Below are 22,096 nucleotides of genomic sequence, written 5' to 3' on the forward strand. Positions count from 1 at the left end.
TTCCAATGACAGAGAAAAAAGAACCTGTAAAAAAAGTATCGCCACGTCGTAGAGCGAGAGAATGTGCAGTCCAAGCATTATATTCTTGGGCGCTCTCTGGTAACGCACCAGAACAAGTGGAACTCACTTTTGTGGTGGATCAAGATTTAAAAGGTGTAGATAAACCTTATTTTAGCCGCCTTTTCCGTCAAACTGTCGCGAATGTGGACGCTGTTGATTTTTCAATGAGCCATTATTTAGATCGCACGTTGGATGAATTAGATCCGATTGAAAAAGCGATTTTACGTTTAGCGGTTTATGAACTTCAATTTGAGCCAGATGTGCCGTATAAAGTGGCGATTAATGAGGCAATTGAAGTAGCGAAAGTGTTTGGTGCAGATGAAAGCCATAAATACATTAACGGTGTATTGGATAAAGTCGCTCCTGCATTAGGTCGCAAATAATTATTCAAATGTAGGGTAGACAAATGTCTGCCCTTTGTTTTTTGGTGCGCAGATAAAATGAGTACAGGTGAATTTGATCTTATAGGGCGATACTTCTCAATACAAAAAGGCAATCAACACTTTGTTGATTTCAGTATTGGGGATGATTGTGCGATCACTCATATTCCAGAAGGCTATCAGCTTGCGATTACCACCGATACAATGGTCGAGGGTACGCATTTTTTATCTTCCATTTCTCCAAAAGATTTAGCGTATAAAGCTATCGCGACAAATCTAAGTGATTTAGCTGCTATGGGTGCGAAACCTGCTTGGATTTCTCTTGCAGTGACATTACCTGAAGTTGATGAAAACTGGCTAAGCCAATTTAGTCAAAGTCTGTTTGATACATTAAATCAATATGATGTGACGTTAATTGGTGGCGATACAACAAAGGGCCCACTTTCTGTAACTATTACGGCACAAGGTTTCGTACCAACAGGAAAGGCTTTATTCCGACATAACGCGAAGGTTGGAGATTTAATTTATGTATCGGGCACGTTAGGTGATAGCACGGCGGGTTTAAATTGGATCTTACAGGGTAAAAGTGCGGTCGATTTTGATACTGAATTTTTAGTAAAACGCCATTTTCACCCGACACCACGCGTTGAATTAGGCCAAGCATTAGTGAATGTAGCACATTCATGCATTGATATTTCAGATGGTCTTGTCGCTGATTTAGGACATATTTTAACGAGAAGCCAATGTTCTGCAGAGATTGATTTATCCTTCTTGCCTTTATCTACATCACTCAAAAAAACATATCGCTTAGAAAAAGCAGAAGCGTTTGCATTAAGTGGCGGGGAAGATTATGAGCTTTGCTTTACGGTTCCCGCAAATAAAAAATCTGAGATTGAGAAGTTATCTCAATCGTTGAATGTACCTTGTTCTTGTATCGGAAAAATCGTTCCGCAAAATAGCAATCAGATTACTTTTTTAAAAGATGGATGTGTAATCAATTATCAAGCACCATCTGGCTTCGATCATTTTAAGGATAAATAATGAATAGTTCACCTCTTGATAAAGTTAGCTTAAAAAATCCAGTTCATTTACTTGCATTAGGTTTTGGTTCAGGACTCATTCGTCCTGCTCCGGGCACATGGGGAAGTTTAGCTGGAACGATTTTAGGTTCGGCATTATTAGCTTGTCTTGGACTAAAAATCTTCCTAATTTTGACTGCACTTTGCTTTGCTCTTGGCTGTTATCTATGCCAAAAAACCGCAGATGATATGGGCGTTCATGATCACGGTTCCATTGTTTGGGATGAGTTTATTGGGGTATTTATTGTGTTAGCCGCGATTCCAACTTTGTCGTTCCCTTGGATTGTGATTGCCTTTGCACTGTTCCGTTTCTTCGATATCTTAAAACCTTATCCCATCCGTTATTTTGATCAAAAACTGGAAAGCGGTTTTGGGATTATGGTGGATGACGTTTTAGCGGCAGTTTATGCTGTTATCGTGATTGCGATATTACGTATTGTAGGCTTGCCATGCTAAATTTGATGATTATTCATCTTGTTGGTTTACTTTCGCCTGGCCCAGATTTTTTCTATGTCAGCCGAATTTCTGCCATGAGCTCTCGCCGCGAAGCCATTGGTGGCGTGATTGGGATTACCATTGGTGTATTAATTTGGGCTACGGCTGCCGTTTTAGGACTCGCCATTATTTTTGCCACGATGCCAATTATTCAAGGCATTGTGATGATGCTTGGTGGTTCGTATTTAGTTTATCTCGGCATTAAAATGGCAAAAGTAAAAACCAATGCGGTTTTTGATGAAAAGCAGAATACAAATGAGCCAAATCAATCAACCTTAACGAGCATTATGAAAGGCTTATTGGTCAATTTATCTAATGCTAAAGTTGTGATTTATTTCAGCAGTGTAATGTCATTAGTTTTAGTGAATATTACCGAAACATCACAAATTTTGACCGCACTTGCCGTGATTACCGTAGAAACCTTTTTATATTTCTACATCATTTCGGTGCTTTTCTCGCGTTCTGTTGCAAAACAGTTTTATAGCCAATATAGTCGCTATATTGATAATGCCGCTGGGCTGATTTTTATTTTCTTCGGAATCTATTTAATTTATAGTGGCGTTCAACACGCTTTAATTTGATTAAAAAAGGACAAAACATGACATTAAAAATTGCCATCGCCGGGGCTGGCGGAAGAATGGGGCGTCAATTAATTCAAGCCGTACATAATGCAGAAGGAGTAGAATTAGGTGCTGCTTTTGAGCGTAAAGGTTCCTCTTTAGTGGGGGCAGATGCGGGTGAGCTTGCCAGTATTGGTGCATTAGGTATAAAAGTATCAGATGATTTAAACGCAGAAAAAGATAACTTTGATTTGCTAATTGATTTCACGCGTCCGGAAGGCACTCTTGAGCATATCGCATTTTGTGTCGCTCATAACAAAAAAATGGTAATTGGTACCACGGGATTTGATGATGCAGGTAAAGCCGCAATTAAAGCAGCATCAGAAAAAATTGCCATTGTATTTGCATCCAATTTCAGTGTGGGTGTGAATTTGGTGTTTAAACTATTAGAAAAAGCCACCAAAGTGATGGGCGATTATTGCGATATCGAAATCATTGAAGCGCATCACCGTCATAAAGTGGATGCACCATCGGGTACGGCACTTTCTATGGGCGAGCACATTGCGAAAACTCTTGGACGTGATCTAAAAACGCACGGCGTATTTTGTCGTGAAGGCATTACAGGTGAACGCAAACGTGATGAAATTGGTTTCTCTACCATTCGTGCCTCTGATGTCGTGGGTGAACATAGTGTATGGTTTGCGGATATTGGCGAGCGCGTTGAAATTGCTCACAAAGCATCAAGCCGTATGACCTTTGCAAATGGTGCAGTGCGTGCAGGTAAATGGTTAGAAAAACAATCTCACGGATTGTTTGATATGACAGATGTGTTGGATTTGAATAATTTATAATTCTATTTCTAAATCACTTTCCACCCGACAACAACAGAGTAAAATCTCATCGGGTTGAATAAAGGCAAGGGGCTCTTCAGCGTAGGAAACCTTGCCTTTTTTGATCTTAACGCGACAAGAACCACAATAGCCAGAACGACATTGATATTCATGGTGAATTTGATGTTGTTCTAAAAAGTTAAGCAGAGAAGTTTGGTTATCGAAATCTAAGGTGATTTGGCGCTGAATAAGATGGATTTTCATGAAACAAAATAAAACAAAATTTTGTTCATTATAGAAGAAAGAGAAGTAAAACTCACGGCTCTTTTGTTGTAAGATAGCGAGCTAATATTCATCATAAAGGAAGACCATGCAAACCTTTCTAAAATTAACGTTAATTTCAACCGCACTTTTATTAACGGCTTGTAGCACCATTTCAAAAGAGCCGGTTAAGCACATTGATATGTATGTAAAGCCTTATTACGATGCCAGAGATGGGCGACTTGAACAGATTAATGTGAACAAAGATATTGATGCGTTATTACTGAAAAATACACAAAAAGATTTTGAAAGTGCGGTCAATATTATTGAGAAAAAAGTGGATTTTGTTTCTCCGATGACAATGTTTGCACTTTCTGCTCGTGCTTATGATTTTGGCTTGCGTGATGAAGCGGTAAAATGGTTTTATCGTGGGCAAAACCGTTTAATCACGGCGTTATATGTGTTGGATTTAGATAAATTAACAGTATCGAATAACACGGCATTTGGGCAATTAGTCGGGCAACATGTTAATCCGTATGCGTTCTGTGATTTGAACAAACAACACAAGGCGGCGCAAGATGCCATTACTTGGGCTAAAAATCATCCGTATCAGGCGGTATTTCTACCTCAATTACCAAGCAAACATCCAGATAGAAAACAGGCATTAAAAGAAGCAGAGGCAAAACTTGATGCGCGCCTAGTTGAGCAAGACCGCTATTTTGCTAATCCTGAAAATAAAGCAAAATGGGAGAAAGAACGCCAAGATAACTTGGTGAATGAGCGATTTTGTTGGTGATTTTAAAAAAATTTAAAAATCTTAAGGTTGCTTAAGATTTCATTAAGATTTGTTGTGTTTAATAAGTATCAACAAGGCGGCAATGAGGATAATCCTTCGCTTTGAAACATGATTAATTTATGCTTAATTCTATTTAGGAGAACATGATGAAAAAATTTGCTTTAGCGACTCTTTTAGCTTTATCTACTTCAGTGGCATTTGCTGGTTTTAATGGCAACACTGTAGAAGGTGGCTTCCAAGGTGGTAACCAAGGTCAACAACTTACAGTTAAACAAGCATTATCTGCGAAAGATAATTCTATGATTACCTTAGTCGGTAACATCACTCAACAAATTGATGGTGATGAATATCTTTTTACCGATGGTACAGACCAAATCAAATTGGAAATTAAAAACCGCGTTTGGAATGGCTTAAATGTGGGACCTCAGGATAAAATCCGCGTTTACGGTAAACTAGACAATGAAATGTTTGAAAAACCAGAGCTTGAAGTCATTAGCGTTGAAAAAGCGCAATAATTCATATAATTTGAAGTGGTGGGCAAAAGCCCGCCATTTTTTCGTTTTAAGAAAAGTGCGGTCAATATTATGCGAGTTTTATTAGTAGAAGACGATCCTCTCATCGGCAATGGTCTGCAAATTGGTTTAACAAAATCAGGCTTTATTGTAGATTGGTTTACTGATGGGCAAAGTGGGTTAAATGCCTTAATTGGTGCACCTTATGATGCGGTGGTATTGGATTTAACCCTGCCTAAACTGGATGGTTTGGATGTATTAAAACAGTGGCGTTCAAATAATCAAGATGTGCCTGTGTTGATCTTAACTGCGCGTGATACATTGGATGAACGCATTAAAGGCATTCAACAAGGTGCCGATGATTATCTTTGCAAACCCTTTGCCTTGGCTGAAGTGGTGGTGCGATTACAAGCATTAATTCGTCGTCGTTATGGGCAAGTTAAACCACAGATTGAACATGGCTATGTCAAACTCGATCCTGCTCAGCGTAAGGCTTGGTTGAATGAAGATGAAATTACATTAACTGGACGTGAATATAAATTACTCGAGCTTTTTATGTTGAATAAAGAACGAGTGCTTTCACGTGCGACCATTGAAGAAAAACTGTCAAATTGGGATGAAGAATTAAGTAGCGGTGCATTGGACGTACATATTTATAATTTGCGTCAAAAGCTGGGTAAACAATTTATTCGTACGGTACATGGCGTAGGCTATGCTTTAGGACAAGTTAATGAAAAATAAACGACTGAGTTTTCGTCTCTTAATCGGTTTAAGTTTGACCGCACTTTGCGTGTGGTGCATTGCCACGGCTGTTGCCTGGACGGTTGTCAAAAAAGAAGTAAAAGATGTGTTTAATGCACAGCAGGTGCTTTTTGCCGAGCGTTTGGCAACCTCTGATTTGAAAAATGTCTTATTGGATGAAAATGCTAATTTTCCACGTGGTGGATTTAAACCACAGAAACGTCATTATGATAATGATGCATTGGCCTTTGCCATATTTTCTAACAAAGGTGAAAGATTATTAACCGATGGTGATAATGGCGACAAATTTATTTTTCAAAATAAGACGGGTTTTAGCAAAGAACATATTTTAGATGATGACGATGAATGGCTGATTTATTGGCAACCTGTCGGAAAAGGTGAACTTGTCATTGCGGTGGGACAAGAATTGGAATACCGCGAAGAGTTAGTCAATAAAATGGTTTTCAGCCAAACAGGAATTTGGTTTGCAGGATTACCAGTACTCTTATTGGTCGCGTTTATTGTGATTTATCGTGCCTTAAAACCAGTTAATCGATTGAGTCGAAACGTACAAGCACGCCGACCAGGTGATGTATCGTTATTAGAAACCGATGATGTACCAACGGAGATTTTACCGTTAGTCCAAAACTTAAATCAATTTTTCACACGTACCAGTGAGCAGCTAGAACGGGAGCGACGTTTTGTTTCTGATGCAGCACATGAATTACGTAGCCCATTAGCGGCATTACGTATTCAAACGGAAGTCGCACAGTTGGCAGGAGATGATGCACAAACTCGTGAAATGGCCTTAGCGCATTTAACCCAAGGTATCGATCGAGCAACTCAATTAATCGAACAACTTCTTACGCTTTCCCGCTTGGATAATCTTAAAGAATTAAATCATCAGGAGCCTATTCATTGGTCAGAAATTATAACTTCACTTATCGGTGAGTTGTATTTCAGTGCACAGCAAAGCCAAATCGAATTGCAGTTTGATCATCAGGGAGATCCTGCCGTTAAGCAAGGGCAGCCATTATTACTTGCCCAAATGTTGAGAAACTTGTTGGATAACGCCATTAAATATTGTCCTCAAGGCACTCTGGTTCGTGTGATTTTACAGCCACGTAAAATTCTTATTGAAGATAATGGCGGTGGCGTTGCGCCAGAAGAATTAGCAAAATTAGGGCAGCGTTTTTATCGTCCTGCAGGACAAAATGAAAAGGGAAGTGGGCTTGGATTGTCTATTGTGGCAAGAATAGCGGAATTGCATCACTATCGTTTCCGATTAGAAAACATTGAATCTAACGGGCAAATTCAAGGTTTACGAGCTATCATTGAGTTATAAAAAAGGGCGTTTAATACGCCCTTTTGTTAAAACATTCCACCAATTAATTCCAATCGACCTTTTTCAACTTTAATTTCTTTGGCAAATTTCTTTATGAGCATTTGTTTCATATCACTTTCATCTAAGGTATAAACTGGCATACGACTTAATAAGGCTGCCACACCATCACTTAATAGCGGCATAACATCTTGGAGTTGATCCATCACACTATTAGGTTCACCAGACCAGCGTAAAATCCGCAGATTTTTTAAATAGAGCGCACCTTCCTGTGCGTTATATTCTGGAACGGCATCAAAGGTTAAATGCAATTTAGCCGGATAGGTTTTACCAGATAAACGAATAAGCGTATCAGCCAAACCACTCATTTCAACACGATTACTTTCAGTTTGCCCGATTTGAGTCATTAAATCTTTCAGTGCGTAATCGACAGAAAATAATCCTGGAATACCGAGTTTGTCATTAATCGTCCCTTTTTCACTTAAATACCGGTTAATTTGTTGCTCGCTGATGCTAAAAGGGGATGCTTGTACAGATAGCGTGAAGAAACCTAATGTCAGAATGGTGAGCAATTTTTTCAAACACTGCATATTTTTCTCCTTGATTGAAAAAGAATGAAAATTTTGTAGAATGTATCGCTTATCTTTTCACGACACAATAAAAACTTTAATAAAAGAAAATATTCTTGCTATTAATTAAAACAGTCTAGTCCTATTAATTATTAGACAAATGTGTTAGCGTATGTGAAAAAATTAAGTCGTTTTATTATCTTTTACTTCCGTTCAAACCGATTGCATGAACGGACTTATTGGCCGTTTATCGGTTATTTGAACATTTAACAAAGGAAAATCTATGAAAAAATTATTCTTAGTGGCTGTATTAAGTGCTTTAGTGAGTGCTTGTTCTGTTGGTGTAGGTGCTGGTGGTGGAAGTAATGGGGTTGGCGTAGGTGTCGGGCTAAGTACTGGTTTAGGATTCTAATTTTTAGATGGAAGCAAAGTGCGGTCAAAAAATCTTACGTTTTCAAGAAAATTAGCAGAAACTGCTTGATCTTTTGATTTAGAACACTATAATACACCCCATATTTCGGACGCGGGGTGGAGCAGCTTGGTAGCTCGTCGGGCTCATAACCCGAAGGCCGTCGGTTCAAATCCGGCCCCCGCAACCAATAACAAGTTCAGTAAAAAGAACCCCAAATTTGGGGTTTTTTTGTACGAGAAATTTAGAAACTGGGCTTAGGTTCATTGATGAACCTAACCCTTTTTTTATGTCTGAATTTTAAGATTAGGAGCAAAAATTGGCAACATTAGAACAAAAATTGCAAGAAATGCTTCAAGGTGCAGTAGAAGACTTAGGCTGCGAACTTTGGGGGATTGAATGCCAACGTGCAGGTCGCTTTATGACCGTGCGTTTATTCATTGATAAAGACGGTGGCGTAGGCGTTGATGATTGTGCTGATGTAAGTCGTCAAGTGAGCGCGATTTTAGACGTGGAAGATCCAATTGCGGATAAATATAACCTAGAAGTGTCATCACCAGGTCTTGATCGTCCGTTATTTACGCTTGAACAATTCCAACGTTATGTGGGTGAGGATATCGCTGTGCATTTACGAATTCCTGTTTTAGATCGTCGTAAATGGCAAGGTAAATTGGAAAAAATTGAAAATGACATGTTGACACTTATTGTTGATGGTCAGGAACAAGTTCTTATTTTTGGCAACATTCAAAAAGCCAATGTAATCGCAAAATTTTAAAGGAGAAAAAGGAAAATGAGTAAAGAGATTTTGTTAGCTGCTGAAGCAGTATCTAACGAGAAGTTATTACCACGCGAAAAGATTTTTGAAGCATTAGAGAGTGCGATTGCACTTTCAACGAAGAAAAAATATGACTATGAAACCGATATTCGTGTATCTATCAATCCTAAAACAGGTGAGTTTGATACATTCCGTCGTTGGTTGGTGGTTGATGAAGTTAAAGTGCCAACAAAAGAAATGACATTAGAAGCGGCACAATTTGAAGATCCGAATATTCAACTTGGTGATTATGTCGAAGATCAAATTGAGTCTATCGCATTTGACCGTATTGCAATGCAAACCGCTCGCCAAGTTATCAGTACAAAAATCCGTGAAGCAGAACGTGCAAAAGTAGTTGAGCAATTCCGTTCTGAAGAAGGCAAGATTGTTACGGGTACGGTGAAAAAAGTAAACCGTGAAAGCATTATTTTAGATTTAGGCAATAAAGCTGAAGCCGTGATTATGCGTGAAGATATGCTTCCACGTGAAAACTTCCGTCCAGGCGATCGTGTTCGTGGTGTGCTTTATAAAGTGAATCCAGAAAGCAAAACCGCACAATTATTTGTGACTCGCGCAAAACCTGAAATGTTAATCGAGTTATTCCGTATTGAAGTACCTGAAATCGGCGAAGAAATGCTTGAAATTCGTGGTGCTGCACGTGATCCTGGTTCTCGTGCGAAAATTGCGGTGAAATCAAATGATAAACGTATCGATCCAGTTGGTGCGTGTGTGGGTATGCGCGGTGCACGCGTTCAAGCGATTACCAATGAATTAGGTGGTGAACGTGTGGATATCGTACTTTGGGATGATAATCCGGCACAGTATGTGATCAATGCGATGGCACCAGCTGATGTGACTTCAATCATTGTGGATGAAGATAATCACTCAATGGATATTGCGGTTAATGCTGACAACTTAGCACAAGCAATTGGTCGTAACGGTCAAAACGTACGTTTAGCGACACAATTAACCGGTTGGACATTAAACGTCATGACTACCGAACAATTAAATGAAAAACATCAAGCTGAAGATACTAAAGTATTAAATTTATTCATGGATAAATTAGGTCTTGATGAAGAGTTCGCTCAAATCTTAGTGGATGAAGGCTTTACTTCTTTAGAAGAAGTGGCTTATGTTCCTGTCAGTGAACTGACTGCAATTGATGGTTTAGAAGATGAAGATCTTATCGAAGAGTTACAAGGTCGCGCAAAAGATGCCATTACTGCAGCTGCAGCAGCTGAAGAAGAAGCCTTGAAAAAAGCGAATATTGAAGATCGTTTATTAAATCTTGAAGGGATGAATCGTCACATTGCCTTTAAATTAGCTGAAAAACAAATTACTACGCTTGAAGAGCTTGCTGAGCAAGGTGTAGATGATTTAGCTGATATCGAAGAATTAACCGCAGAGCAAGCCGCTGATTTCATTATGGCTGCGCGTAATATTTGCTGGTTTAGCGAAGAGTAAGGAGTTTAATGATGACTGAAGATGTAAAAAATGCGGATGCAAATGCACCGAAAAAACTAAGTATTCAACGCAGAACAAAAACAACTGTAAGCAGTGCTACTGCTGGCGGTAAAGCAAAAGCGGTACAAGTTGAAGTTCGTAAAAAACGCACTGTGCCAACAGATGCTGCGCGAAAAGCCGCTGAGGCAGAAAAATTAAAAGCACAGCAAGAAGCAGAGAAGAAAGCGGCAGAAGAAAAAGCACGTTTAGCCGCTGAAAAAGCGAAAGCCGAAAAAGCTAAGGCTGAAGCGGAAAAAGCTGCGAAACCAGCACCAAGTGCGGTTGAAAATAAACCTAAATCTGTTGATCCTGAAAAAGAAAAACGCAAAGCGGAAGAAGCAGAGCTTCGTCGCAAAGCGGAAGAACTTGCTCGCCAAAAAGCAGAAGAGCAAGCGCGTAAAGCAGCTGAAGACGCTAAACGTTATGCTGAAACTGATACGTCAAGACATGACAGCGCATCAGAAGATTATACCGATTATAATTTAAGCTCTCGTTATGCTTTAGAAGCAGAAGACGAAGAAGAACGTCGTAACGAAAATCGCGGCCGTGGTAAAAATAAAGTAGCTAAAGCGAAAAAAGAACGCGATGACGTGAAAGGCACTAAAAATGAGCGCGAATCTAACCGTAAAAATCAAAAAGACGGTAAATTCGGTAAAGGTAAAAATGGTAAGAAAGGTGCAGCATTACAACAAGCCTTCACAAAACCTGTTCAGGTTGTGAAACAGGATGTTGTTATTGGTGAAACCATTACCGTTGCGGAATTAGCAAACAAAATGGCAACCAAAGCGACTGAAATCATCAAAGCTATGATGAAGATGGGCGAAATGGTAACCATTAACCAAGTGCTTGACCAAGAAACAGCACAGTTAGTGGCTGAAGAATTAGGTCACAAAGTGATTCTTCGTAATGAAAATGAACTTGAAGAAGAAGTATTAGGCGATCGTGATGTCAACGCAGAAAAAGTGACTCGTGCACCAGTTGTAACGATCATGGGTCACGTTGACCATGGTAAAACCTCATTGCTTGACTATATTCGTAAAGCGAAAGTTGCAGCAGGTGAGGCGGGTGGTATTACTCAGCACATCGGTGCGTACCACGTAGAAATGGATGACGGCAAAATGATCACCTTCTTAGATACGCCGGGGCACGCCGCATTTACCTCAATGCGTGCACGTGGTGCGAAAGCAACAGATATCGTCGTTCTTGTTGTTGCCGCAGATGATGGTGTGATGCCTCAAACCATTGAAGCGATTCAACACGCGAAAGCAGCGGGTGCGCCTTTAGTGGTTGCGGTGAACAAAATTGATAAACCAGAAGCTAATCCAGATCGCGTAGAGCAAGAATTACTTCAACACGAAGTGATTTCTGAGAAATTCGGTGGTGATGTACAATTCGTTCCTGTTTCTGCGAAGAAAGGTACCGGTGTTGATGATTTATTAGATGCCATCTTACTCCAATCAGAAGTACTTGAATTAACAGCTGTAAAAGACGGCATGGCAAGCGGTGTAGTGATTGAATCTTACCTTGATAAAGGTCGTGGTCCAGTTGCGACTATTCTTGTTCAATCGGGTACCTTACGTAAAGGTGATATCGTACTTTGTGGTTTTGAATATGGCCGTGTTCGTGCAATGCGCGATGAAAACGGTAAAGAAATCGATGAAGCGGGTCCATCTATCCCGGTTGAGGTGCTAGGTCTTTCAGGTGTACCTGCAGCGGGTGATGAAGCGACAGTAGTGCGTGATGAGAAAAAAGCACGTGAAGTGGCATTACACCGTCAAGGTAAGTTCCGTGAAGTGAAACTTGCTCGTCAGCAAAAAGCTAAACTCGAAAATATGTTTAGCAATATGACTGAAGGTGATGTAGCTGAACTGAATATCATTGTGAAAGCAGACGTACAGGGTTCTGTGGAAGCGATTATTCAATCGTTACAAGATCTTTCTACTGATGAAGTGAAAGTGAAAGTAGTGGGCTCAGGCGTAGGTGGTATTTCTGAAACTGATGCAACCTTAGCGGCAGCCTCTAATGCGATTATGGTCGGCTTTAACGTTCGTGCGGATGCTTCTGCTCGTCGTATTATCGAAGCAGAAAACATTGACCTTCGTTATTACTCCATCATTTATGAACTATTAAATGATGTGAAAGCCGCGATGAGCGGTATGTTACAACCTGAATTCAAACAAGAAATCATCGGCTTGGCTGAAGTGCGTGATGTGTTTAAACATCCGAAATTTGGTGCAATCGCCGGTTGTATGGTGACCGAAGGTGTAGTAAAACGCAACAACCCAATCCGTGTATTACGTGATAACGTGGTAATTTTTGAAGGTGAATTGGAATCTCTCCGTCGCTTTAAAGATGACGTTTCTGAAGTCCGTAATGGTATGGAATGTGGTATCGGCGTTAAAAACTACAATGACGTGAAAGTCGGCGACCAAATCGAGGTGTTTGAAGTCGTTGAAGTTAAACGTTCAATCTAATCGATAAAAAGAGCGGTCAAAATTCAACGTATTTTTGACCGCTTTTGTCATTGGAGCTAAAAATGGAATCAATGTTTGGTTGGGCGGCGATCAATGCTATTTTAATTGCTTATGGGTTTGGGCAGAAGAAATGGAAATTTCTAATTATCCCCATTGCTGTAAAACTTTGTTTTTGGATAGCCAGCATTTATCATGCTCAGTTATCCTATGAAGAACGTGGGGCAGACTGGAGTCTAGTTGTTGTTGTGATGGATGTCATCGTGAATGTCATCGCAGGTCTCATTGGCGTAGTGATCGGTTTTATCCTTCGCCGAAATAAAACCAAATCAGAGAAATAATTTGTAACCTATAAATGTAGGTAAAACTTACTTAGTAAGAGAAATATTATGGCAAGAGAATTTAAACGCAGCGATCGCGTTGCACAAGAATTGCAAAAAGAAATCGCCATCATTTTACAACGAGAAGTAAAAGATCCCCGTATTGGCATGGTAACCGTGTCAGATGTGGAAGTATCAAGCGATTTAGCTTATGCAAAAGTGTTTGTCACATTTTTGTTTGATCATGATGAAGTGGCGATTGCACAAGGCATGAAAGGGTTAGAAAAAGCAGCACCTTATATTCGTTCATTAGTAGGTAAAGCAATGCGTTTACGCATTGTGCCAGAAATTCGTTTCTTCTACGATCAATCCTTAGTTGAAGGGATGCGTATGTCTAATTTAGTAACAAACGTAGTACGTGAAGACGAAAAAAAACATGTTGAGGAAAATGACTAATGTCGAGACCTCGCAAGCGTGGGCGTGATATTGATGGTGTATTTTTATTAGATAAGCCACAAGGCATGTCATCGAATGACATTATGCAAAAAGTTAAACGCGTATTCCAAGCGAATAAAGCAGGGCATACTGGTGCGCTTGATCCATTAGCAACTGGTATGCTGCCCATTTGTTTAGGAGAAGCGACAAAGTTTTCCCAATTCTTATTAGATGCAGATAAACGCTATGTGGTCACAGCAAAATTAGGTGAACGTACGGATACCTCTGATGCTGAAGGGCAAGTGGTCGAAACTCGCTCAGTTAATGTGGAAACATCACAAATTTTGACCGCACTTGGGCAATTTCGTGGTGATATTTTGCAAGTGCCGACCATGTTTTCTGCATTAAAGCACAATGGGAAACCGTTGTATGAGTATGCTCGCGCAGGCATTACCGTAGAACGTGAAGCACGTCCTATCACGATTTTTGAGCTAAACTTTATCAAGTATCAAGCACCTTTTCTAACCTTAGAAGTGCATTGTTCGAAAGGAACCTATATCCGTACATTAGTGGATGATTTAGGTGAAGTGTTAGGTTGTGGTGCTCATGTGACCGTGTTACGTCGAACTGCTGTTGCGGATTATCCAACAGAAAAGATGATGACATGGGATGCTTTGCTGGCGCTTGCAGAGCAAGGTGATCTTGCACAACTTGATCAACATCTTTTACCGACAGATACAGCGGTCAGTAAATTACCCGCATTACAGCTAAATGCCGAGCAAAGTAAAGGGATTGGCTTTGGACAACGTGTCAAATTTGCTAATGAAGCAAAATTACATGGTCAAGTGCGGTTGTTTTCTGACGAGAATATCTTTTTAGGCGTGGCTCTTGTAGATGATAACAATGTGATTCGTCCGCAGCGCTTGATTACGCAATCTCTCTAACTATTTGCCTTTCTTTTTTAATTCCAGTAATCTCACCTGTAACCTTTTAATTGCAATCTATGTAAATAAGATATTACAGGTGAATTATGGATGCCCTTAACCATTTACGTCAGGAAATTGATGCACTCGATCGCGAACTGATTCAACTTTTTGCTAAACGCCTCGAACTGATAACCCAAGTCGGCGAAGTAAAGCACGAAAAAGGTTTACCGATTTATGTACCAGAGCGTGAATTAGCAATGTTACAAGCGCGCCGAGAAGAGGCGGCTAAAGCAGGAATCTCTCCACAACTTATTGAAGATGTGCTACGTCGTTTCATGCGTGAATCTTACTCCAATGAAAATCAATTTGGTTTTAAAACCCTGAATCCAGCCATTAATAAAATTGTTATTGTCGGCGGTTACGGAAAAATGGGGCAGTTATTTGCCCGCTATTTGCGTGCTTCTGGTTATCCTATTTCTATTTTAGACCGAGATGATTGGGATGTGGCAGAACGCATTTTAACGAATGCGGATGTTGTTATTGTCTCAGTACCGATTGATCACACGTTAGAAACCATAGAACGTTTAAAACCCTATTTAACGGAAAATATGCTATTGGCTGATCTCACCTCTGTGAAACGAGCACCATTGGCTAAAATGTTAGATGTGCATAAAGGGGCAGTGCTTGGGTTGCATCCAATGTTTGGTCCTGATATTGCAAGCATGGCAAAACAAGTGGTTGTACGGTGTGATGGGCGCTTTAGTGAGCGTTATGAATGGTTACTGGAGCAAATTCAAATCTGGGGTGCAAAAATTTATCAAATTGATGCAGCTGAGCATGATCACAATATGACGTACATTCAAGCATTACGTCATTTTTCCACTTTTGCGAATGGTCTGCATCTTTCCAAACAACCTGTCAGTTTAAGCAATTTATTGGCGCTATCTTCCCCGATTTATCGTTTGGAATTAGCCATGATTGGTCGTCTATTTGCCCAAGATGCGGCACTTTATGCCGATATTATTATGGATAAGCCAGAAAATTTAGACGTAATTGAAAGCTTGAAGCAAACGTATGAAGAAGCGTTACAATTTTTTGAAAAAGGCGATCGCCAAGGGTTTATTGATGCTTTCCATCAAGTGAGAGAATGGTTTGGGGAATATTCCGATCAATTCTTGCAGGAAAGTCGTCAGTTATTGCAACAAGCTCATGATTTACGACATGTATAAAATAAAAGTGCGGTTGATTTTCACCGCACTTTTGTTTTGTGATTTATTGTCTTGCCAAGCGTAAATTTTGCGGAATTTCCTCAAAGTTAGAACGGAATGGATTAATATCCAATCCACCACGGCGCGTATAGCGCGCATAGACGGTGAGTTTTTCTGGTTTAGCATAATGCATCAAATCACAGAAAATACGCTCAACACACTGCTCGTGAAACTCATTATGTTGACGGAAAGACACAATGTAGCGGAGAAGTTTTTCGCGATCGATTTGTTTGCCCACATAATGAATTTGTACGGTTCCCCAATCCGGCTGACTGGTGATAAGACAATTGGATTTTAATAAATGGCTTACTAAGGTTTCTTCAACCGAGTTATCGGACGTACAATTTTGCAAAATCTCTGCATCAAATTCGTAGCTGTGGATTTCAATATCCTGTTCGTCAATGCAATCGCCCGTTAACGTATCAATACGTTGTCCTTGATAGTGGGATAATGGATTTAAACGTACTTTGACCTCGCCTTGAGCACAAGCACTTAGGTCTTCACGCATCGTGCGTTCTACGCTAGCAAAATCAACAAATTGACTTTGGTTAAAGCTGTTTAAATAGAGTTTAAAGCTTTTTGATTCAATTAAATTTTCACTACGATAATCAATTTCCACATCGGCAATAGCCACTTGTGGCAAACCTTTTGGATTTAACCAAGAAATTTCATAGGCCGTCCAAATATCAGCGCCTTGGGTAAAAGGCTGTTGTTCGGTAATGCCTAAGCCATCACGATTGAGTTTGCGAGGCACGGGTTGTAACAAAGTGCGGTCATAATTTGCCGCATATTCTGTTGCTTGACCGAGTTTTAAAGATTGAAGGCTTTTATCTTGATAGTTCATTTGTTTTCCTAATGACGAAAGCGTTATAAAAAGTTCCACGACACATTCGAGACTAATCGACATTGGTCGCATTTAAAGTAAATCACATCAAATAGTGGCGCGTTTAATGCCCAATCTCCACCACATTGCGGGCAACAGCGTTGCTGTTCCGATTCTAAAGAATGACCACCAACACGATATAAATAATAATAGGTCGGTATGCCGCTTTCTTTTTCAATTTCAGCAGCAAGGTAGCGTCCATGTTTAGTAAGCGTGCTATTAACCTCGGAGATTTCGTTTAACGATTCTTTTTCTAAAACAGAACCATTCATTTGCAACTGATCGCAAGCTTGCCAATTTTCCTGCCATTTAATCAAATCTTGGCTTAAGTGCGGTTGATTTTTTAATTGTTTATAGAGCGGAATTGGAGACAAATCTTCTCCGCTATGTAACGGCGAGCAAGATTGTAAATGTGTGGTGTAGAGCATTTGCCATGCTGGTTGGCTACATTCTGCGGTGCTGTCTGCATTTAAATCATCGGCAATAATTTGAAAACCTTGAAAATTTAGACCGCTCTTTTCAGCATGTTCCATCGCTTGATTCACAGATTGATTATTGTTTTCGGGTAAAAGGCTATCTTGCTCAGGGCAAATGACACGCATCGCAAAACCTTGTTCGCCATCTTCTTCCGTTAAATAAAGCGGGATTTCACGGCCGATAATTTGACCGTTATAACGCCATTGGTCGATGATTGCATTGAGCAAACGGCTTTGTTGGCCAATATCATTTTCTAAGGTGGTTAATTTAAAAAAGGGTTCGATCAGATACATAATTACAGATTGTGCAAGATTTCTTCAATTTGTTTTAAACCGTTTAAGCGGGTTTCACTTAAGCGAGAGGCAATACCGAGCTCATCAAAAAATTGACGAATATTAAATTGTTGTAATTGGTTGCGGGTTTGGCCATTGATATTTTGCAACAATAACCATAACAAACCATTCATAATGCGTGCTTCGCTGTAAGCTTGAAATTGAAACGTGCCGTCATTTTGTGGAATGGTCTTAAACCAAAGCCCCGCTTCGCAGCCTTGAATCGATTGCATTTGAGTTAATTCATCTGGAGAGGGTTGAGGAATATGTTTACCGGCTTGAATAATGAAACGGTAACGATCTTCCCAATTTTTTGCCTGTTTAATGTTTTCTAGCATGCTAATAACTCTAAGGATTTATCTAATGCCGCAAAAAAAGCATCCACATCTTGCGGGCTGTTATAAGGTGCAAAAGACAGTCTTAATGTGGTACGCTCGCCAAGACGGGCTAAGTAAGGTTGGGCACAATGCTCACCAACGCGCAACGCAATTTTTTGTTCACTTAATAGGGTAGCAAGATCCGAAGCCGCAATCCCATCAAAAACAAAACATACAACAGAACTTGGTTGCGGTGAAGTGAATAAACGACAATTTGGATAGTTTTTTAACCGCACTTTGCTTTGTTCGGCAAGCTTAACGGCATGAGCCTCGGCTGCTTGAAAATCCCATTTTTTGAGCCAATCTAACACTGCACCAAAGCCAATCACGCCCGCAATATTAGGTGTACCCGCCTCTAATCGATAAGGCAAATCAGCAAAGGTAATACATTCATGGGAGACGCGCTCAATCATTTTTCCACCATAAAAAAGCGGTTGTAGCAGGGAAAGTGAGCTTAATTTTCCGCTTAATACGCCAATCCCGTTGGGGCCATAAATTTTATGTGCAGAAAAGGCGATAAAATCAGCATCTAATGCCTGTAAATCAATTTGTATATGGCTAATAGCCTGAGCGGCATCCACTAAAACGAGCGCATTGCTATGTTGACGGATTAGTCGAATTAAATGATGGATATGTTGTTCCGTTCCCGTTACGTTGGAAACAAAATTGAGTGCGACTAATTTGGTTTTCTCATTTAAGGCTGCAATTAAGGCATTTTCATCAATTAGCCAATTATCCAAAATAGGCAACACTTGAATTTTTGCCCCACATTTTTTCGCTGTTTCGTGCCAAGTAACAAAATTAGCATGATGATCTGCTTGGCTAATTAAAATCTCATCATCAGCATGCAAAGAAGGGAGTAAACCATTAGCAACTAAATTAATGCTATGAGTCGTCCCAGACGTCCAAATTACCGCTTTTTCATCTTCCGCATTAATTAAGGTTTTAACTAAGTGACGAGCATTTTCATATTGTGCTGTTTGTGCCGCTTCATATTGGCTACGATGCACAGATCCCGCCGATTGATAAAAAGTAGTCGTTGCATCAATGAGTGCTTGAGGTTTTAATGCTGTCGCTGCATTATCCAAATAAACCACGGCATTTGGCGATGTAAAATAAGGGAATTCATTTTTAAATGATTGATAATCAAAATCCATGGTTATCTCCGTGTTTGAGTGTTTTTTTCTGTTTACGCCATTCATAAGGGGCAACAGGGTTGGGCTCTCGCCATAAGCCGATTTTTTGTTGTTGGGCAAAATCTTGTGCCTGGAAGTAGATTGGATTTTTAGCATATTGCGGATAAACCCAAGCCATGCCGTTTTTCACCATTTCTAAGTTGATGTTTTGTTCTTGTAGATAAACCGTTGCCAAAATACGTTGGTAGCGATCATAACCAGAAACTGACAACGTCACATTTTGTTTGAAAACAAGCTGTGAAAGATATTGTTTGGCTTTCTTTCCAAATGGTTGGCCTTTTTCTGGAGCATCAATTTCTTGTAATCGCACTTTGAATTGTTTTTTAGTGGGTAAGAGGCAAGTCAGGGTGTCGCCATCACTTACGCCTACTACCCAGCATTCTACTTGGCGTTCTGCTGAGATTGAAAATTGCGTCCAAAGTGTGGTTAAAATTATGGTTAAAAATAAGAAGAATTTTTTAATCATTTGGAATTTCTTTGATCTGCATCGCAAAATTTAGCTAAAATGAATGGGTAATTTTAACAAAAAAGCGTAAAATAAATTTTAATTATTATTAAAAAAGTTGATAGAGGAAATATGTTACTCCAAAAAGGCGTTCAACTCGCTCGTTCGCTCATCATTTTATACATTATGTTACTACTCGGCAATTTGATTTCTCACTATATCCCAGTGGGGATTCCAGGCAGCATTTGGGGCTTGTTATTACTTTTTTTAGGTTTAACGACTCATGTAATTCACTTGGAGTGGATTTATTTCGGTTCGAGCTTACTGATCCGCTACATGGCGGTCCTTTTTGTGCCTGTGAGCGTGGGGATTATCAAATATTATGATTTACTCGTGGCCCAGTGGAAAGTTTTACTTATTCCAAATATTCTCAGTACCGTTCTGACACTTTTAGTTATTGCATTTATAGGAAACTATTTATTTTATAAACAATCCTTTACCCATAAGCGTAAAAAAGTATTAGAAAGACGCAATCTTCAAGCTGACTAAGGTTTTATTATGCAGTATGCAATTTATCTTTATACCATTTTAACGATTTTTGGATTTTGGCTCGCATTACAAATCAGTAAACGTTGGAAATCCATGATTTTCAATACGTTCGTGCTCACAGTATCAATTCTTGTGCTGATTTTAGTGGTGGGCGATATTCCTTATGATGATTATATGGCGGGTAATGCGCCGATTAATAATTTATTAGGCGTGAGTATTGTTGCGCTGGCGTTACCGTTGTATGAACAACTTCGTCAAATTGCGAAACAGTGGAAAATTATTCTTTCTGTGGTGACATTAGCTTCTTTGTTTTCTATGTTTACCGGTGCCATTTTTGCGATTATTTTAGGGGCAAGCCCTGAAATGGTCGCGACCGTATTGCCAAAATCAATTACCACGCCAATTGCGATGGAAGTGTCTTCTCATTTAGGCGGTATTCCAGCCGTTACAGCCGTAGGCGTGATTGTTGCAGGTTTGCAAGGTTCGGTTTTTGGTTATCTCATCTTGAAAAAGATTGGTATTAAACAACAAGAAGCCGTAGGTTTATCTGTTGGTGCCGTTTCTCACGCATTAGGCACGGTAAGCTGTATGGAAGCCGATCCAAAAGCCGGTAGTTATAGTTCGATTTCTTTGGTACTTTGCGGTATTATGAGCTCAATTTTAGCCCCCTTAGTATTCCATGTTATTCGTCTATTTTTATGAGAACCCAATTAGCTGATTTTTGGACTGAACGTTTCCTTCCTGATCCGCCTCGCGAAAAAGATCACCGACCGCCATTTCGTCGTGATCGTGGGCGGATTTTACATTCTGCCGCTTTCCGTTGTTTGCAAGCCAAAACACAGATTCATGCGGTAGGCGAAAATGATTTTTATCGCACGCGCCTAACTCATTCTCTAGAAGTGGCACAAATCGGTAGCAGCCTGGTTTCCCAATTAAAATTTGCGGAAAGTTATGTTGCTATTTCAGACCAGCTTCATATTGAAAAAAGTGAATTGCAGAAACAGCTCAACCCTTTATTACCAAGCAATGATTTAATTGAAAGTTTATGCTTTGCGCATGATATTGGTCATCCACCGTTTGGTCATGGTGGGGAAGTAGCACTCAATTATATGATGCGTAATCATGGCGGCTTTGAAGGCAATGCGCAGACATTTCGTATTATTACTAAACTTGAGCCTTATACTGAAACAGCAGGGATGAATTTGACGCGTCGTGCTATTTTAGGTGTGGTGAAATATCCGAATATTTTGGACTTATCCTCACCGCAATATGCTCAGTTGCCGCATGCTGAAAACGCTGATCCACGCTATGTTAAAATTAGTGACTGGAAGCCTGGAAAAGGGTTATTTCGTGATGACGTCACAATGTTTAATTGGCTATTGCAAAACCTTTCTGAAAATGACCGCACTTTGTTTGGTTCATTTCAAAAAGTGCGGTCAAATCCTGCCGAGTTTTTAAAAACACAATTTAAATCATTAGATTGCAGCATTATGGAATTGGCGGATGATATTGCGTATGGGGTACATGATTTAGAAGATGCGATTGTGACTGGTGTAGTAAATCAACATCAGTGGCAAGAAGCATTAGATGAACTTAAAACGATTCCTTCAGATTGGTTGGCAAAAAATATAGAACAAGTCAGCCAACGATTATTCTCCAACCATCATTTCGAGCGTAAAAATGCCATTGGGGCATTAGTGAATTTCTTTATTACCCATGTGCGTTGGAAAGTCACCGGCAATTTTGATGAGCCTTTGTTATGTTATAACGCGGAACTACCGCAAGATGTGATTGCGGCATTAAATGTGTTTAAAAAGTTTGTGTGGAAATACGTGATTCGTCATGTCGAAACGCAACGCATTGAATATAAAGGGCAGCGCATTCTCACAGAAATGTTCCAAATTTTTGAGTCTGACCCCGAACGTTTATTGCCAACGAATACGGCTAATCGTTGGAGAAATGCACCGGAGCAGGGTAAAAAACGTATTATTTGTGATTATATCGCGGGCATGTCAGATGCCTATGCCTTAAAGGTTTATCACCAGCTCTAAAGTGCGGTTATTTTT

General features: G+C 39.9%; 27 protein-coding genes and 1 tRNA gene. 21 read left to right on the top strand and 7 right to left on the bottom strand.

The window, feature by feature from the left end; translation table 11 throughout:
• The first annotated feature begins 5 nt into the window (after positions 1–5).
• Genes nusB through dapB form a run of 5 tightly spaced genes read left to right on the top strand, consistent with a single transcriptional unit; the run spans position 6 to position 3,425 of the window.
• Complete coding sequence (gene nusB, locus QP437_RS06225) at positions 6–443, top strand: transcription antitermination factor NusB (RefSeq protein ID WP_049383999.1); 438 nt, start codon at positions 6–8, stop codon at positions 441–443.
• A gap of 57 nt (positions 444–500) precedes the next feature.
• Positions 501–1,481, top strand: coding sequence for a thiamine-phosphate kinase (gene thiL / locus QP437_RS06230; protein WP_285267306.1), 981 nt, complete (start codon positions 501–503; stop codon positions 1,479–1,481).
• On the top strand, positions 1,478–1,975 hold the full coding sequence (locus QP437_RS06235; RefSeq protein ID WP_285267328.1) for a phosphatidylglycerophosphatase A: 498 nt from the start codon (positions 1,478–1,480) through the stop codon (positions 1,973–1,975). Before thiL ends, QP437_RS06235 begins: the two co-directional genes overlap by 4 nt.
• Positions 1,969–2,595 (top strand): LysE family transporter, encoded by a 627-nt coding sequence (locus tag QP437_RS06240; RefSeq protein ID WP_285267307.1) that lies wholly within the window; start codon positions 1,969–1,971, stop codon positions 2,593–2,595. The genes QP437_RS06235 and QP437_RS06240 overlap by 7 nt, the downstream gene beginning before the upstream one ends.
• A gap of 17 nt (positions 2,596–2,612) precedes the next feature.
• Positions 2,613–3,425, top strand: a complete 813-nt coding sequence (dapB, locus tag QP437_RS06245; RefSeq protein WP_285267308.1) for a 4-hydroxy-tetrahydrodipicolinate reductase — start codon at positions 2,613–2,615, stop codon at positions 3,423–3,425.
• On the opposite strand, the gene yfaE is transcribed toward dapB, so the two are convergent.
• Positions 3,420–3,668 (bottom strand): class I ribonucleotide reductase maintenance protein YfaE, encoded by a 249-nt coding sequence (yfaE, locus tag QP437_RS06250; protein ID WP_049355675.1) that lies wholly within the window; start codon positions 3,666–3,668, stop codon positions 3,420–3,422. The two genes, dapB and yfaE, sit on opposite strands and share 6 nt — an antisense overlap.
• A gap of 106 nt (positions 3,669–3,774) precedes the next feature.
• Here yfaE and QP437_RS06255 point away from each other — a divergent pair, with 106 nt between their 5' ends.
• From QP437_RS06255 to qseC, 4 genes are all read left to right on the top strand, one after another.
• A complete protein-coding gene (locus tag QP437_RS06255; protein WP_285267309.1) occupies positions 3,775–4,461 on the top strand; it encodes a hypothetical protein in 687 nt (228 codons plus the stop codon).
• 146 nt (positions 4,462–4,607) lie between these two features.
• Positions 4,608–4,976: a YgiW/YdeI family stress tolerance OB fold protein gene (locus QP437_RS06260; protein WP_285267329.1), complete on the top strand. Its 369-nt coding sequence runs from the start codon at positions 4,608–4,610 to the stop codon at positions 4,974–4,976.
• A gap of 69 nt (positions 4,977–5,045) precedes the next feature.
• Entirely contained in the window at positions 5,046–5,714 is a 669-nt protein-coding gene (locus QP437_RS06265; protein WP_285267310.1) for a response regulator, read from the top strand.
• The gene (gene qseC, locus QP437_RS06270; protein WP_285267311.1) at positions 5,704–7,059 is read left to right on the top strand and encodes a quorum sensing histidine kinase QseC; all 1,356 of its coding nucleotides are present in this window, start codon (positions 5,704–5,706) and stop codon (positions 7,057–7,059) included. Before QP437_RS06265 ends, qseC begins: the two co-directional genes overlap by 11 nt.
• A 26-nt stretch (positions 7,060–7,085) precedes the next feature.
• On the opposite strand, the gene QP437_RS06275 is transcribed toward qseC, so the two are convergent.
• Positions 7,086–7,646 (bottom strand): DUF1439 domain-containing protein, encoded by a 561-nt coding sequence (locus QP437_RS06275; RefSeq protein ID WP_285267312.1) that lies wholly within the window; start codon positions 7,644–7,646, stop codon positions 7,086–7,088.
• 262 nt (positions 7,647–7,908) lie between these two features.
• Between QP437_RS06275 and QP437_RS06280 the strand changes: the two genes are divergently transcribed.
• From QP437_RS06280 to tyrA, 9 genes are all read left to right on the top strand, one after another.
• A complete protein-coding gene (locus QP437_RS06280; RefSeq protein WP_014065317.1) occupies positions 7,909–8,037 on the top strand; it encodes a hypothetical protein in 129 nt (42 codons plus the stop codon).
• A gap of 110 nt (positions 8,038–8,147) precedes the next feature.
• Positions 8,148–8,224: transfer RNA gene (locus tag QP437_RS06285), tRNA-Met, on the top strand.
• A gap of 129 nt (positions 8,225–8,353) precedes the next feature.
• Entirely contained in the window at positions 8,354–8,809 is a 456-nt protein-coding gene (gene rimP / locus QP437_RS06290; protein ID WP_049364144.1) for a ribosome maturation factor RimP, read from the top strand.
• Between the two features lie 15 nt (positions 8,810–8,824).
• Positions 8,825–10,312 (top strand): transcription termination factor NusA, encoded by a 1,488-nt coding sequence (gene nusA / locus QP437_RS06295; protein WP_285267313.1) that lies wholly within the window; start codon positions 8,825–8,827, stop codon positions 10,310–10,312.
• An 11-nt stretch (positions 10,313–10,323) separates the two neighbouring features.
• The gene (gene infB / locus QP437_RS06300; RefSeq protein ID WP_285267330.1) at positions 10,324–12,825 is read left to right on the top strand and encodes a translation initiation factor IF-2; all 2,502 of its coding nucleotides are present in this window, start codon (positions 10,324–10,326) and stop codon (positions 12,823–12,825) included.
• Positions 12,826–12,887: 62 nt separating this feature from the next.
• Positions 12,888–13,163, top strand: a complete 276-nt coding sequence (locus tag QP437_RS06305; RefSeq protein WP_070714404.1) for a hypothetical protein — start codon at positions 12,888–12,890, stop codon at positions 13,161–13,163.
• 48 nt (positions 13,164–13,211) lie between these two features.
• Positions 13,212–13,598, top strand: a complete 387-nt coding sequence (gene rbfA, locus QP437_RS06310; RefSeq protein WP_005696020.1) for a 30S ribosome-binding factor RbfA — start codon at positions 13,212–13,214, stop codon at positions 13,596–13,598.
• Positions 13,598–14,521 carry a tRNA pseudouridine(55) synthase TruB gene (gene truB / locus QP437_RS06315; RefSeq protein ID WP_285267314.1) on the top strand — a complete coding sequence of 308 codons (924 nt, stop codon included), beginning with the start codon at positions 13,598–13,600 and terminating at the stop codon, positions 14,519–14,521. The genes rbfA and truB overlap by 1 nt, the downstream gene beginning before the upstream one ends.
• An 86-nt stretch (positions 14,522–14,607) precedes the next feature.
• The gene (gene tyrA / locus QP437_RS06320) at positions 14,608–15,732 is read left to right on the top strand and encodes a bifunctional chorismate mutase/prephenate dehydrogenase (protein WP_285267315.1); all 1,125 of its coding nucleotides are present in this window, start codon (positions 14,608–14,610) and stop codon (positions 15,730–15,732) included.
• Positions 15,733–15,775: 43 nt separating this feature from the next.
• On the opposite strand, the gene queF is transcribed toward tyrA, so the two are convergent.
• The 5 genes from queF to QP437_RS06345 are packed head-to-tail and all read right to left on the bottom strand — an operon-like array spanning position 15,776 to position 19,502.
• Positions 15,776–16,615: an NADPH-dependent 7-cyano-7-deazaguanine reductase QueF gene (queF, locus tag QP437_RS06325; RefSeq protein ID WP_285267331.1), complete on the bottom strand. Its 840-nt coding sequence runs from the start codon at positions 16,613–16,615 to the stop codon at positions 15,776–15,778.
• A 23-nt stretch (positions 16,616–16,638) separates the two neighbouring features.
• Positions 16,639–17,424, bottom strand: a complete 786-nt coding sequence (locus tag QP437_RS06330) for a Zn-ribbon-containing protein (protein ID WP_285267316.1) — start codon at positions 17,422–17,424, stop codon at positions 16,639–16,641.
• 2 nt (positions 17,425–17,426) lie between these two features.
• Complete coding sequence (locus tag QP437_RS06335; protein WP_197555645.1) at positions 17,427–17,801, bottom strand: SufE family protein; 375 nt, start codon at positions 17,799–17,801, stop codon at positions 17,427–17,429.
• A complete protein-coding gene (locus QP437_RS06340; protein WP_285267317.1) occupies positions 17,795–18,997 on the bottom strand; it encodes a cysteine desulfurase in 1,203 nt (400 codons plus the stop codon). The genes QP437_RS06335 and QP437_RS06340 overlap by 7 nt, the downstream gene beginning before the upstream one ends.
• On the bottom strand, positions 18,987–19,502 hold the full coding sequence (locus QP437_RS06345) for a thermonuclease family protein (RefSeq protein WP_285267318.1): 516 nt from the start codon (positions 19,500–19,502) through the stop codon (positions 18,987–18,989). The genes QP437_RS06340 and QP437_RS06345 overlap by 11 nt, the downstream gene beginning before the upstream one ends.
• 111 nt (positions 19,503–19,613) lie before the next feature.
• Between QP437_RS06345 and QP437_RS06350 the strand changes: the two genes are divergently transcribed.
• The 3 genes from QP437_RS06350 to QP437_RS06360 are packed head-to-tail and all read left to right on the top strand — an operon-like array spanning position 19,614 to position 22,081.
• On the top strand, positions 19,614–20,030 hold the full coding sequence (locus QP437_RS06350) for a CidA/LrgA family protein (protein WP_049368798.1): 417 nt from the start codon (positions 19,614–19,616) through the stop codon (positions 20,028–20,030).
• 6 nt (positions 20,031–20,036) lie between these two features.
• A complete protein-coding gene (locus QP437_RS06355) occupies positions 20,037–20,732 on the top strand; it encodes a CidB/LrgB family autolysis modulator (protein ID WP_197556350.1) in 696 nt (231 codons plus the stop codon).
• On the top strand, positions 20,729–22,081 hold the full coding sequence (locus QP437_RS06360; protein ID WP_285267319.1) for an anti-phage deoxyguanosine triphosphatase: 1,353 nt from the start codon (positions 20,729–20,731) through the stop codon (positions 22,079–22,081). Before QP437_RS06355 ends, QP437_RS06360 begins: the two co-directional genes overlap by 4 nt.
• The last annotated feature ends 15 nt before the right edge of the window (positions 22,082–22,096 follow it).

It is taken from the genome of Haemophilus sp. UMB1048, assembly GCF_030218125.1.
Classification (GTDB): Bacteria; Pseudomonadota; Gammaproteobacteria; order Enterobacterales; family Pasteurellaceae; genus Haemophilus_D.